This is a genomic window from Mesorhizobium sp. M7A.F.Ca.US.007.01.2.1, assembly GCF_003998165.1.
GTDB lineage: Bacteria > Pseudomonadota > Alphaproteobacteria > Rhizobiales > Rhizobiaceae > Mesorhizobium > Mesorhizobium ciceri.
Genome location: NZ_RZQP01000191.1, coordinates 1 through 12,149 on the forward strand (window position 1 = coordinate 1; position 12,149 = coordinate 12,149).

Annotated in this window: 13 protein-coding genes and 3 pseudogenes; 10 read left to right on the forward strand and 6 right to left on the reverse strand. The window is 60.4% G+C overall.

Annotation, left to right across the window (positions count from 1 at the left end):
• The first annotated feature begins 178 nt into the window (after window positions 1–178).
• From EN949_RS26390 to EN949_RS36695, 5 genes and pseudogenes are all read left to right on the forward strand, one after another.
• The gene (locus EN949_RS26390; RefSeq protein ID WP_245459417.1) at window positions 179–880 is read left to right on the forward strand and encodes a nitroreductase family protein; all 702 of its coding nucleotides are present in this window, start codon (window positions 179–181) and stop codon (window positions 878–880) included.
• 156 nt (window positions 881–1,036) lie between these two features.
• Window positions 1,037–1,954 (forward strand): NADP-dependent oxidoreductase, encoded by a 918-nt coding sequence (locus tag EN949_RS26395; RefSeq protein ID WP_127367358.1) that lies wholly within the window; start codon window positions 1,037–1,039, stop codon window positions 1,952–1,954.
• 553 nt (window positions 1,955–2,507) lie between these two features.
• Window positions 2,508–2,753 carry an alpha-hydroxy-acid oxidizing protein gene (locus EN949_RS36690; protein WP_245461906.1) on the forward strand — a complete coding sequence of 82 codons (246 nt, stop codon included), beginning with the start codon at window positions 2,508–2,510 and terminating at the stop codon, window positions 2,751–2,753.
• Between the two features lie 59 nt (window positions 2,754–2,812).
• A complete protein-coding gene (locus EN949_RS37285; protein ID WP_348629905.1) occupies window positions 2,813–2,980 on the forward strand; it encodes a hypothetical protein in 168 nt (55 codons plus the stop codon).
• Window positions 2,941–3,036: pseudogene (locus tag EN949_RS36695) on the forward strand (alpha-hydroxy-acid oxidizing protein); the annotation flags it as partial. The gene EN949_RS37285 and the pseudogene EN949_RS36695, both read left to right, overlap by 40 nt.
• A 68-nt stretch (window positions 3,037–3,104) precedes the next feature.
• On the opposite strand, the gene EN949_RS36700 reads toward EN949_RS36695, so the two are convergent.
• A complete protein-coding gene (locus EN949_RS36700) occupies window positions 3,105–3,338 on the reverse strand; it encodes a methyltransferase domain-containing protein (protein ID WP_245459419.1) in 234 nt (77 codons plus the stop codon).
• A 31-nt stretch (window positions 3,339–3,369) separates the two neighbouring features.
• Between EN949_RS36700 and EN949_RS26415 the strand changes: the two genes are divergently transcribed.
• Complete coding sequence (locus EN949_RS26415) at window positions 3,370–3,573, forward strand: hypothetical protein (protein WP_348629904.1); 204 nt, start codon at window positions 3,370–3,372, stop codon at window positions 3,571–3,573.
• Window positions 3,574–3,896: 323 nt separating this feature from the next.
• Here the strand turns inward: EN949_RS26415 and EN949_RS26425 are convergent, their stop codons facing one another.
• The 5 genes and pseudogenes from EN949_RS26425 to EN949_RS26445 all read right to left on the reverse strand — a co-directional run bounded on the left by EN949_RS26425 (window position 3,897) and on the right by EN949_RS26445 (window position 8,560).
• Complete coding sequence (locus EN949_RS26425; protein WP_127370476.1) at window positions 3,897–4,445, reverse strand: hypothetical protein; 549 nt, start codon at window positions 4,443–4,445, stop codon at window positions 3,897–3,899.
• Between the two features lie 9 nt (window positions 4,446–4,454).
• The gene (locus EN949_RS26430) at window positions 4,455–5,630 is read right to left on the reverse strand and encodes a zinc-dependent alcohol dehydrogenase (RefSeq protein ID WP_127366655.1); all 1,176 of its coding nucleotides are present in this window, start codon (window positions 5,628–5,630) and stop codon (window positions 4,455–4,457) included.
• Between the two features lie 214 nt (window positions 5,631–5,844).
• The gene (locus tag EN949_RS36705; protein WP_245459276.1) at window positions 5,845–6,231 is read right to left on the reverse strand and encodes a hypothetical protein; all 387 of its coding nucleotides are present in this window, start codon (window positions 6,229–6,231) and stop codon (window positions 5,845–5,847) included.
• A 467-nt stretch (window positions 6,232–6,698) separates the two neighbouring features.
• Window positions 6,699–6,950, reverse strand: a pseudogene (locus tag EN949_RS26440) (DUF2269 family protein); the annotation flags it as partial.
• Between the two features lie 1,211 nt (window positions 6,951–8,161).
• Window positions 8,162–8,560 carry an MAPEG family protein gene (locus tag EN949_RS26445; protein ID WP_127366653.1) on the reverse strand — a complete coding sequence of 133 codons (399 nt, stop codon included), beginning with the start codon at window positions 8,558–8,560 and terminating at the stop codon, window positions 8,162–8,164.
• 89 nt (window positions 8,561–8,649) lie between these two features.
• Here EN949_RS26445 and EN949_RS26450 point away from each other — a divergent pair.
• From EN949_RS26450 to EN949_RS26460, 4 genes and pseudogenes are all read left to right on the forward strand, one after another.
• Window positions 8,650–9,804 (forward strand): annotated as a pseudogene (locus EN949_RS26450) (fimbria/pilus outer membrane usher protein); the annotation flags it as partial.
• A 14-nt stretch (window positions 9,805–9,818) separates the two neighbouring features.
• Window positions 9,819–10,058, forward strand: coding sequence for a spore coat protein U domain-containing protein (locus EN949_RS37290; protein WP_245487238.1), 240 nt, complete (start codon window positions 9,819–9,821; stop codon window positions 10,056–10,058).
• A gap of 127 nt (window positions 10,059–10,185) precedes the next feature.
• A complete protein-coding gene (locus tag EN949_RS37295) occupies window positions 10,186–10,764 on the forward strand; it encodes a spore coat U domain-containing protein (RefSeq protein ID WP_263499185.1) in 579 nt (192 codons plus the stop codon).
• Complete coding sequence (locus EN949_RS26460) at window positions 10,761–11,054, forward strand: hypothetical protein (RefSeq protein WP_164754994.1); 294 nt, start codon at window positions 10,761–10,763, stop codon at window positions 11,052–11,054. Before EN949_RS37295 ends, EN949_RS26460 begins: the two co-directional genes overlap by 4 nt.
• The last annotated feature ends 1,095 nt before the right edge of the window (window positions 11,055–12,149 follow it).

A 12,149-nucleotide genomic window follows, 5' to 3' on the forward strand; every position in this document is an offset into this window, starting at 1 on the left:
GGGATGACGCCGGGGGAGTGGCGGCGACTGGCGCACAAGGGCGAGTAACGCACACGGTCTGGGATCGCGAAGGCGCAGTTTGATCCTTTCGCGCATCATACTGAGCTGAATCAGTCTCGAAATAATCACTCGTCCTCGTAAATTGGGCTCCGCAATCACTTGATAAGGGAGCCATCCAATGAACTGCATCGCCACCACCGGACCCGCAACCCGCGTAGCCGCCGAGATCTTCGGGGAGACCGGGAAGAGCGAAAACGCTTTCGCCACGAACGCCGTCATCGAAACGATCCTGAGCCGCAGTGCCGCCAAGTACTACGACCCTGCTGCCACCTTGAGCGACGACCAGATCCGCGGCCTGGTGCGTATCGGCACGTCCGCGCCAACCTCCTTCCACCTGCAGAACTGGCGTTTCATCGCCGTACGCTCGCCGGAAGCCAAGGCCCGGCTGCGTCCGATCGCCCGGAATCAGCCCGCGATCACCGACGCGGCCGTGACCTTCATCATCATCGGCCAGCTGGCCGATGCCAGCACCGTTCCAGCCCGCCTGGCACCCGTGGTGAAAGCCGGCATCATGCCGGCGCACCTGGTGCCGGAGTGGGAAATCCCCGCTCGCGGTCTGTATGACGATCAGCCGCAGCGCCAGCGCGACGAAGCCGTGCGCTCCGCGACCTTTGGCGCCGCGGCGATCATCTACATGGCCCGGTCGCTGGGCCTGGGTTCGACGCCGATGATTGGTTTCGACGCTGAAGCCGTGCACCGCGAGTTCGGCCTGGCCGAAGACGAAGTGCCGGTCATGCTGTTGACCGTCGGACCGGAGCGAGCTGGCAACTGGCCGCAGAAGCCGCGCATGCCGGTGGCCGATGTGCTGGACTTTGCATAACGAAAATCCTGGATTCGCGGGCGCGCGAGAGCTCCGAGGAACCCAGGCAGGGACCTCAAGGTCGTCGTGGAGGACGCGAAGCCGACGCGTGAAAGCTCGAAAGACCTGCCACGCCCGCTAATTACCCCAACACAAATGTCGGAGGAGACAATTCCCATGAAAGCGATCGTAGTGACGGACCAGGCTGCAGGAGAGGCCGGGATGAAGCTGGTACAGCGGCCCGAGCCGCGGGCGGCAATAAACGATGTTGTTGTGGAGGTTCATGCGGCGGGATTCGTCAACACCGAACTGGAGTGGCCTTCGACCTGGGCTGATCGAACCTTTCGTGACCGGACGCCATCGATCCTCGGCCATGAAATGGCCGGTGTGGTCACTGCGCTTGGCTACGGCACTACGGGGCTGTCAATCGGCCAGCGCGTATTCGGCCTCGCAGACTGGCATCGCGATGGCACGCTCGCCGAGCATGTCGCTATGGAAGCTCGCAATCTCGCGCCGCTGCCCGGCGACGTTGACTTCACGGTGGGTGCGAGCCTGCCGATCTCCGGCCTGACCGCGTGGCAGGGGCTGTTCCAGCATGGCCGCCTTCAGGCGGGGCAAAGCGTGCTCGCGCATGGTGCGGCCGGTGCCGTCGGTTCGATGGTGACGCAGCTTGCAAGGGAGGCCGGGGCTTACGTCATCGGCACCGGACGCACTGCAGACCGCCAGAAGGCGCTCGACTTCGGCGCAAATGAATTCGTCGATCTTGAGAACGACTCTCTGGAAGACGTCGGCGGCGTCGATCTGGTGTTCGATGTCATCGGCGGCGGCATTCAGAAGCGGTCTGCAGCCCTGATCCGGGCCGGAGGCACGCTGGTGACCGTCGTCGGTCCTACCGACGTGCGGCCAGCGGATGGCCTGGCGATTGACTTTGTCGTCGAGACCGATCGCACCCAGCTATACGAGATAATTCAGCGAGTGCGGGACGGAACACTGAGGACGAACATCGGCAAAGTCGCGGCCCTCGACGACGCCGTTGCAACTTTCAACTCGAAAGAGCGACGTTCGGGAAAGACGATCATCCGCGTTCGGGCGTGAGGACTCGGGGGAGAGAGGGCAGCTCCTCTTTCTCCTGAAAGCCGAAGGTCCGCGGCAAACGCCGCGGCGTCAGATGTGGTTGCATCTTGGGAGTTCGAGTTCGGTGGCGTCTGCCTGCAGCAATCCCGGTAGCTGGCGAGATTTTGATCCAATACTGCGTTGTTTGTTGAATCTGAAGCCTGGAGGCAAAGACCCAGGCATGGCGGCGAGAGACGATTAAACATTGATCGATAGCTTCAGACCTTGCTTTGCCGTCGCGTGGTATATGCGCGAAGGCTAATGTCCGTCGGGAGTAGAAACATGCTGAGAATTGTAGGGGACCGAGACCCCGACTGGGCAGAAGGTCGACATCTTCACCATCGTGCCTTGTGGTGTAGCCAGCTATCAAGCCTGGGAGGACGGCGGCACAACCGTGCCGACGTTGTGTTCAAATGCCGACTTCTTCTACAGCGTCACCGGCAAGTGCGACTTCAACAAGCGCCCCTCGATAACGGCGCTGACACAGTAGGAGGTGTATCTCTTTGCCTTTGGGAAAGCGGCACGTGCTGCGCGTGTGACAAGACTTGATACCGGGATCACGCTCTTCGGGCAAAGTCTGCCGCATCCGATCATCCTGGCCCCGATAGCATATCTGCGGCTGGTGCATCCGGAAGCGAGGTGGCGGCGGCGCGCGGCGCCGGAGTGGCGGAAGCGGTGTTCACTTTGGGGACCACGGCGATGCAGCGATCGAGGATGGCGTGGCGGTGAGCCAGTCTCCAGTCTGGTTCCTGCTCTATTGGCAAAGCAATCGCGGTTTTAATGGCCAACTCTTAGCGCATGGCGGCACTTGGCGCAAAGGCGATCTGTGTGACGGTCGACATGCCGACGCCAGGCGATCGCCGTAGGCAGTTCCGGGCAGGATTCATAATTCCCGACGGCCTCGCAACGCCATACTTCAAGGACCGGAACACCGGCGTGCTCAAAGTTGGCACTGCGCAGCGGCGGCCATGCCGACCTGGGCGGATACTGCCTGGCTGCGTTCGCTGACAACCCTGCCGCTTATTCTGAAGAGCATCCTCGATCCTGAGGATGCCGAGCGGGCGATCGGAACGGGTGTCGATGCCATCGCGGTCTCGAACCAACCCTCCCGGCAATCATCGGCTTCACCAGATTACCGAGGTCGCGCCGCGTCGGCTTCGTGGAAGCGAACCTTCTCGTCAAGGCCGCTGAGCATGGTCAGCCGGCCGGATGCCTCGACAAAGGCTGGTGTGAGGTCGACACCATCGACCTGGCAGCCATAGGTGGCGGCCAGGAAGCGCGCCGGGCCGCCAATGCCGCTGCCGACATCAAGGATCCGGTCGGTGGGCGAGGGGGCAAGACCGAAACTGCCCTTCGCCGACAACACATTCAACGCGGCAATCTGCTTCTATGTCGGCATGAACATCGCCGACAAGGCGGCCGTCATCGGGCAGGCTTTTCGCGTTCTGAAGCCGGGCGGCAAACTGATCTGGACCGAAGCCGTGCTGGCTGCCGGCGAGCCGAATTATCCCTTGCCCTGGGCGGTTGCGCAAGAACTACATCCGCAGCCTGAGCGAAGGCAGATTGGTGTCACTGGCCGTCATCGTCTCGAAACTGCCTGACCGGAGCCTTGATCGCGAAGGGGCAGAAACAAAAAACCCGCCTTGGCGGCGGGAAGTTGGCGGACCCGCTACGCCACCATCATCACCGATGCTGACGGCCGGGAAATCGTCAGCGCCATCGGCGAATTCGCAGGCACTGCGCCCCACCCACGCCTGGGGCGTGTCGAGCAGGTCGCATCCGGCGTAGAAATCGGCATGTGCAGGATGGGGCCGGGTCGATAGCAAGTTGCGCGGCTACGATCTCGCTCGAGCTCAAAATCGGTAACCTGGTTTTAGGGCTGGAAACCCAGACTAGCTTATAGCGGAAGGTTTCGGCAACTCTGTCAGGCGGCGCCGGACTCCTGGCCGCGCTCAGAGCGGGCAAAGTCGCGGGCTGCGGCAGTGCCTGCGGGAAAGCCGCTGCGATCGCTGTAGTCGCGCGGCTTGGTCCCCCTGCGAGAGTGGCGCGCGGTGACGCCTTTCGCACCGATGATGTCGAGCAAAGCGATGCCGGCGACCACGGCAAGCGCAATGCCCACGTTGTCGCGCTTTGGATTGTCATGCCGATAAGCTGACAGCAACGTCGCGATGTCCAGGCCGTCGCCAGCCACCCGGCTCCAAAGCCCAGCCTGCTTGTCCACGGAAAGCGAGAGTATGCCGCTGCTTATCTCCCGCGCCCCATAGGCTCGGATGAGATCTTGCTTGCCGCTCATGCCGAGCGCACCGGCAATCCGCTCGGCACCAACCAGCTCGACGACACCCAGCGCGATGCTGAACCAGCCGAGCTTGCGGGCAAGGCCATCGAAGGCATCGGCCACACTCGGCCCGGCCTGCAGCACTTTGGGATCGCCAGGCGATCGGGTGATGTTGGTGAGTTTAGCGACCACGTTCATGACGATTCCCTACGGTTTCAAAACAACTTTGATGCAGCTGTCCTGCTTGTCGCGGAACACCTTGTACATCTCGGGTCCCTGCTCGAGCCCGACGGTATGGGTGATGACGAAGGAAGGGTCGATCTGGCCGTCCACGATGCGGCGCAGCAGATCCTCGGTCCAACGGGTGACATGGGTCTGCCCCATGCGGAAGGTGAGGCCCTTGTTCATCGCCTGTCCCATCGGAATCTTGTCGACCAGCCCGCTGTAGACGCCGGGGATCGAGATCACGCCGGCCGGCCGGCAGACATAGATCATCTCGCGCAACACATGCGGTCGATCATTTTCCATCAGCATCAACTGCTTTGCGCGATCGTAGACGGTGTCGGGCTGGGCCAGCGAGACATGGCTTTCCATGCCGACGCAATCGATGCACTTCTCCGGGCCATTTGCGCCGGTGAGTTCCTGCAGCCGTTCGACGACACTTTCCTCGGCGAAATTAATGGTGATGGCACCGCCGGCCGCCCCCATGGAAAGCCGTTCCGGCAGGCAATCGATCGCCACCACCTGTTTGGCGCCGAGCAGCAGGGCACTGCGTATTGCCATCTGCCCGACTGGGCCGCAGCCCCACACCGCAACCGTATCCGTAGGCTCTATGTCGCACTGTGCCGCGGCCTGCCATCCGGTGGGAAAAATATCGCCGAGGAAGAGAACCTGCTCGTCGGTAAGGTTGTCAGGCACCTTTAGGTGCGTGGCGTCGGCGAACGGCACCCGCAGGTATTCCGCCTGTCCCCCGGGATAGCCGCCCGTCAAATGGGTGTAGCCAAACAGACCAGCGGTGGTGTGCCCGAACACCTTGTCGCCGAGGTTCTTCTTGCGGTTCGTACGTTCGCAAACCGAAAAGTTCTGTCTCTTGCACTGGTCGCACTCACCGCAGATTATGGTGAACGGTACGACAATGCGGTCTCCCTTCTTCAGAGCGCCGTTGACGCCCCTGCCGACCTCCACGACCTCTCCCATCATCTCGTGGCCCATAATGTCGCCTGGCAGCATGGCTGGCACGTAGTTGTGGTAAAGGTGAAGGTCGGAGCCGCAGATGGCACAACTCGTCACCTTGATAATCGCGTCCCGTTCATCCTCAATTTCTGGATCGGAGACCTGATCGCAGCGTATGTCTTCCTTACCGTGCCAGACCAACGCACGCATAGCCCGCTCCTCTGTTGGCAAGGTCGATCGGGACCCGCGCTTGGCAAGCGGGCCATGCTATTCATCGACCGTGCCCGCCGCCTGTCGAACCGCAATGGCCGACCTATGTTCCGGGAGCTTGAGAGAATATTTTGGGCCATTCCAAACGGCGCCTTCGCCTGACCGCGACTCGCTTGCCGCTCCGTCTGAAGTCGGCTCCTCAGTCTTGATGCAGCTACGGCATGTCTTCGTTGTTTGTGCCATGCACGTTGGAGCCGTGCAGGAGGGACTGGATTTCGTCTAGATCGATGTTGCCGTCACCATTCTCGTCGATGCTATTGAACATCCTGCCGACCGCGCTTTGAACCTCGGCCTCGGACAGTGACCTGTCGCCATCCGTGTCCAACAGGCCGAACATAAGTCGCATGCCGGCACCGCGCATCATTTGGTGACCACGGTGTCGAGCCATTCTGTGTCCTCTGCCCCAGTCGCCACGATTTCGCCAAAGGTCGCCATGCCGGCTAGCTTCATCGGGGGGGTCAGCATGCCCGTTGCGGTCGCCCTGGTCGTTGCGGCTATCTTCGTCACGGAAAGCTTCTTCAGAACCGCGATCCTGGTGCATCCTCTCCCGGACAGCTTGCTCAACCATCTGGCGGATTATTTCGCGTGTCTGTTCACCCCCCTGTCCGTTTGCGTTCGACCCGGCGCCGGGCTGTTCGGTCGCCGTCGTGGGTGCAGGCGTCGTGGGTGCCGGTGTTCCGCTTGACTGGGCGAGCGCCGGGGACGTGAGGGCTATGAAAGTGGCGGCGGCGGCCGTCGTGCTGTGTGGAAATCTCATGGCATGCCTCCATCGAACCATCGGCCGTGTTTGTTTGGGTCAAACTGGGGCTCGGTCTGATTGTTCCCTCAAGGGGATGAGGTCACGGCGAAGTTACAGGCCATGTGCCCGTGGGCGCAGGGCGACCACAACCAGAATGGTGGAGATGGTGATGGCATTCATGTCGTCGTAGCCGCCTTCTGGAATGGCGGAACGTGCCAAGGTGTTGCAGCGCTGTGGTGGAGCTTGCTTCGCTGCCGCGGCCTGCAGGGCGAGAGATCGCGCATCTCGATCTGCATCCACACGACTGGAAGCCAGAACAGGCCGGTAATGAGGTAAAGCAGGATCGAAAAGCGCAATCCACCCCTCGGTCGGCGAATAGGCGGAATGCCAGGCGAGGGCATGAGCCACCACCGCGGTTGCAGTGAACACGAATTCAGCGATCACGCGATGCGTGCGACCGTTACGATGGTCGCGGAATTTGCGGTCTGATGGGCGAGCAGCATGAACAAGGCGATGCCGGCCGGACGGCGAGTTGTTCGCAGACCGCCTCGGACGGTTCAGTGCAAGGATCAAATCCCCCTGCGCCGCTCATGGACGCAGCGCCAGCTCAGGAACCTGATCGGCGGGATCCGCGATGTTCATGGACCCGATTCCCGGCGGAAGTGCGGCATGTGGGCTGGATCGTTTGACAAGCGATCGGAATGTCAGGAAACCAGAGCGAGGCGGCGCGGCACAACCGGCGGCCAGCGCCTTGGCGAAGGTCACGCATGTCGACCTGCTGACCGCACGTCGGACAGATGTAGGAATATCCTTCTTGGGCTCGCCGCTGTAGAGCTTGCCGGGAATTGATCCACCAAGATCGGATTGCTCGTCATATCCATCGACTTGTCTCAAATGTTACCGAACTGTTCTGCGCATATTCCCGTCGCTCGGTCAAAGTCTAACGATCAGGGAAGCACATTGGAAAGCACATGCGGTAACGGTTGATTCAACCATTGCTGGTATGTTGGTGTGGGTGGCGGCTCCGACAGTTGGGCGGGCGCTTCAGTGCCGGAGCCGCCTGCGCAGTCCGGTTGGGGTTTGACCGCGCCGTCCTATAATGGGACAGCGCGGTCAACGATTCGTTAAAATGCTCCGGAGCTAATTAAACGTGTGCTAAATTGAATCGCAGTGTTGCGAGTCAGCTCATGCGTTTGAAGGTCATCAGGCTATCGCGCAGGAAGGGCGAGGCGGTGTTAGCCGTCAGTCATTCTATCTCACGCGCTGACGACCTCTGGCGCATTCCAAGTCATCAATTGTGACATCAGCCGTTGAATCGACGCCGGTCCAACCGCCTGCTTCGTATTCGTTTCGCCGGAACCACCGATAGCTTCGCCCGTTGCTAAGCTGCCCCGTGACACACGAAATCATCGATCACTGCTTGATGTATGGCTAGCGACGGTGACTCACCAAAGACATGAACTCAGAAAAGAAACCAACGAAAGCTGGACCGTGTTTAACGTGTTGACTGGGCAGCCAGCAGACCCGTGGGCGCTCCGGCTAAGCTATGCCCGGACTCTTGTTCGCCTCTTGAACGCTGTCGAGTTGAAGCGAAAGGTCACTCGAAGTGACCTCTAAATACGCACTGCTGAAACACATCGGGAGCCGTTGGCAAAGCCACCGTTCCGTGGTCACCTACCTGAGACTCTCGCCCGATAGCAGAGGGTGACGTGGCAAGGCTTGAGCGCCCAACCTATGCCTGCAGCATCAAGAATATGATCCTGCCAAGAGCGCCTAAGAGCAGGGCGAATGCGGCGAAAGATTGAATAAAGAAGCCGGGGTACCGCTTCAGCGGTGCCGACAGGTAACCGATGAAGTAGGCAATCCTTCCCATTATCCAAAGCAGTCCCAGTGCAGCCGCCCATGGCGCGCTCCAGTAGACCGCGAAAAGGCACATCGACGGAAGAAAGTCCGGCAGCCATTCGATCGAGTTTGAATTAGCGCGGATTGTCCGCTCAAGCAGCGGATCCCCAGTCATGGTCGGGGCGAGAACGCCCGTCCTCTTGTGGGTTCTGGCGACTGTCAGCGCCATGCCAAAAATCATTAGGCTGCAAAGCAGCGTCACAATAGCCACCGAGAAATACCGTTCCATGCCTGCCTCCTCTCGTCGCGGAACAGGCAGGCAAGCAAAGGTTGTCGCCATGTGAAGCAGGTCGGCCTGAAGCCCGTAGATAGCGCAAAAACGCGTCTCTGGAAATGAGCTACGAAGGGTGGTCGATCTACGGTCGCATCCAACGCGCCTTCGGCGACTATGATGACATCGCCGCGGTGACGGCAGAGCCGACGTTGTCAGAGCCCGGTGACGTGCCGATCTTCAGCGCGGGCGTGCCTCGCGCAATAGACCAGCTCACGCTCAGCATCCCGGCGCCGATAGATTTTTCCAGCCTCAATCTCTCCTATACGCATCTTGAAAGTGCCGAAGGCCAGAAGAGCCAGATCGTTGGCCTTTCCTACAGCCAACAGATATTCAAGCGAAGCAGCCTCTATGCCACTGCCTTTACCGACCTTGAGGATAGCGGCAGCTTTGGAGTCTTGGCCGGCCTATCGGTTCCGTTCGGTGACGATATCACCGCTTCCACGGGAATAGAGCAGGGACCGGACGGCCTGAATGTCGTCGCCGACATCGCCAAGTCGGAGCGGTTGGAAGACGGCAGCATTGGCTGGCGAGCACGAACCTCGGAAGGCGACACGCCCAACCGGTCGGCCGCAGCAAGCTATCGCGCGCGCTTCGCCCGCTTCGAGGCTGGCGTCCAACAATACGGGAAGGACGTGCGGGCAACTGCGCAAATGGATGGCGCGATTGCCGTGGCAGGCGGCGGGGTCTTTGCCACAAATCGCATAGACGATGCTTTCGCCGTGGTCGAAGTCGGCGCTCCTGATGTCGACGTCCAGTTCCAGAACAGGCCGGTGGGAAAGACCAATCGGCAAGGGCGCATCCTGGTCCCCGGGCTTAACTCCTACGAACCGAACACGGTCTCCATCGATCCAAAGAATCTGCCAGTGAATGCGGACGTTCCGGCAACCAAGGAAGTCGTGATGCCAGCCGATCGCAGGGGGGTCGTGGTGAAGTTCGGTGTTTCGGAAGCGCCCGAAGCAGCGGTCGTCACTCTGGTCGACAGCACAGGGACCCCTTTGGAAGCCGGCCTGAAGGGGCGCATGGAGGCTGGCTCCGAAGAGTTTGTCATCGGTTACGATGGTGAGGCGTACATTCGAGGCTTAAGCGCACAGAACACGGTCGTGATCGATCGTCTGGATGGCACCTCCTGCAAGGCCGATTTTTTCTACACGCCCGCACCCGGTCAGCAAGTCGCAATCAAGGACGTGGCATGCAGGTAAACATGGGAGAACGAATGCTCCGTCTTGTCATCTTCATGGCCTTTGCCATGTTTCCGTTGTCCGCTTTGGCGCAAAGCTGCAGCTTCAGCGTCTCGAACATGAATTTCGGGTTGGTTGACACCCTCTCGGGCAGTCAGACCAACACGACCGCGACCATCAACATGAATTGCAGCGGCATTGTCGGTCAGCGCATCCTGATCTGTGCGCATCTTGCGGCCGGCACAGGCGGCGCGTCGTCGGCGACGGCCCGCTAGATGTTTAGCGGAGCCAACGCACTCAACTATCAGCTCTATCCCGACTCGGCACGCAGCGTGGTTTGGGGTTCTTTTGCCTGGGCCTACGCTTCCCGCCCTCCGGCACTGGCATTGACCCCCAAATGTATTGGGCTCAGCCACTGGAACGGCGACTATTTATGGCGCCGTGGCCGGAGGGCAGGGAACCGTTCCACCTGGAACCTACCTTTCGACATTCTCCGGTGCGCAGATCGAATTTCGCTATCGCTATACCTCCGGCAGCAGTTGCAGTACCGCCTCCGGTACGGTGGCGGCTGATCCGACTTTCACCATCAATGCGACGGTCGCCGCCAACTGCCTTGTATCGACGCAGAACATCGAATTTGGATCAAAGGGGGTACTTGACGGCAATGTTGATGCCACCGGCCAGGTCTCAGTCACCTGCACACCAGCAGCGGCCTACACGGTCTCGCTGAATGGCGGCACGACAGGATCGCCGCCGACAACTCGCAAGATGTCGAAAGGCGTGGAAACAGTGACCTATGGCCTCTGCAAGAATGCTGATCGAACTCAGCCTTGGGGCGACGCTTCCGTGCCCGGCAGCACAGTGCCGGGAACTGGAACTGGGGTCCCGCAAGTCTTCACGGTTTATGGTCGCGTCCCGCCGCAGGCTACTCCTTCCGCAGGCGTATACACCGACACGGTTGTCGTCACTGTGACCTATTGAGCGATGAAGGCCTTTCCGACAAGACCTTGGTCCGAATTGACATTTACCTGACCCGCTCGAATGATCCGGCCAATGCAGGGGCAGGGATCATGCTGGTAACAAGCATCGCGAACGGCACCTTCGAGCCGGAGGAACTGTCTCTTCTCCAGGGGCTGTTCGATATGCTTTGTGAGCTGCGCGGCATTAACCGCGAAAGCCCCGAAGCTACGACGGCTGCCGAAAGCCTGATTGCACGTTACAAAGCCGGCCTTCGCGGCGATGAACTTTTTCTATCGGTCGCGCCGGAGTAGCTGCTGCTCCAACTCTCTTCAGGCAATCCATCGGGAACCATTAAGGTCACAAAGGGGTTGGGCTCGGTCTAACCGTGCGGGCCAACCATGCAAGAGCTTTCTCCCGAGCAACAGCAGGCTACATCGCGTCTCATTCGGTCGTGGATTACTTCAGAGACGCTGCGCCATCAAATCCGCCAACTGCTGGGAGGTCCAGCAGATTGGGATGTGACCGAGCAGCATCGGTCCATGCTTGACGAGCTGGATCGGAAGCTGAACGAATGACCCATGGCACAGCAGCGGTACGACTTTAAGGCAAGAGCCAGGTGGAAGCTGGACGGTGTTCGACGTGTTCACCGGCCTGGCGGCTGATGCGTGGGGCGCGCCGGCTGAAGGTCTGGACATGGGACATGCCGACGATCTGGTTGGCCTGCGAACGGCATTGACCTGAACCGTAGGGTCGCCCGGGGTGACTTCTAACCGTTGCTTCAATCTTCCCGCCGACCGCATCGACAGATGGTGATTTGGCAGGCTCGCCTATCGTGCTCTCTACCCGCTGCAGGATCGTATCGAGGGGCTCCGCGACCAGGATCTCGGCGAGCGGTCGATAGACGAATCGCAGGGACTCGGCGCGAGCAGACAGCTGAAGGCCCTTGCGATCCTCGGATTTGACTTCGCCGCGTCGGGAGTAACCCGTCCTTTCAGCGTGCGCAGCCCAATGGTAACTCCTGGGCGTCTTGCTCCCAGCGCTACAGCTCGAACCGCAGTTGACGTTGATCCGGCGGCAACACATCGCCTAGCGACGAAGCGTGACGCCATTCGGATGAGTTTCATGCCGCCCGTTCGCCAGGCGCTTCAATTGCCAAAGGGGGTGCGGTTCTATGTCAAAAGGGTAGGTCGGCACGATCAGATTACCAAGCAAGGGTGACGGTGACCGTGCCGACCGGCACTGGTCATAAGGAGGGACCCAAACAACCAGATCTACAAACTACGCGCAAAACGGTAATCCCGCAACTAAGCCCCATGGCCTAGGCTGCCCGTCAGGGCCATTGCGCGATAGCACCATAGGCACCAGAGTTGGGTATATATTAGCTTGTGCTTGCGGCGGCCCACCCC

Coding starts and splice junctions, on each gene's coding strand:
- EN949_RS26390 (WP_245459417.1), top strand. CDS start 179: ATGAACTGCATCGCCACCACCGGACCCGCAACCCGCGTAGCCGCCGAG.
- EN949_RS26395 (WP_127367358.1), top strand. CDS start 1,037: ATGAAAGCGATCGTAGTGACGGACCAGGCTGCAGGAGAGGCCGGGATG.
- EN949_RS37285 (WP_348629905.1), top strand. CDS start 2,813: ATGCCGACGCCAGGCGATCGCCGTAGGCAGTTCCGGGCAGGATTCATA.
- EN949_RS26415 (WP_348629904.1), top strand. CDS start 3,370: ATGAACATCGCCGACAAGGCGGCCGTCATCGGGCAGGCTTTTCGCGTT.
- EN949_RS26425 (WP_127370476.1), bottom strand. CDS start 4,445: ATGAACGTGGTCGCTAAACTCACCAACATCACCCGATCGCCTGGCGAT.
- EN949_RS26430 (WP_127366655.1), bottom strand. CDS start 5,630: ATGCGTGCGTTGGTCTGGCACGGTAAGGAAGACATACGCTGCGATCAG.
- EN949_RS36705 (WP_245459276.1), bottom strand. CDS start 6,231: ATGCACCAGGATCGCGGTTCTGAAGAAGCTTTCCGTGACGAAGATAGC.
- EN949_RS26445 (WP_127366653.1), bottom strand. CDS start 8,560: ATGGAACGGTATTTCTCGGTGGCTATTGTGACGCTGCTTTGCAGCCTA.
- EN949_RS37290 (WP_245487238.1), top strand. CDS start 9,819: ATGCTCCGTCTTGTCATCTTCATGGCCTTTGCCATGTTTCCGTTGTCC.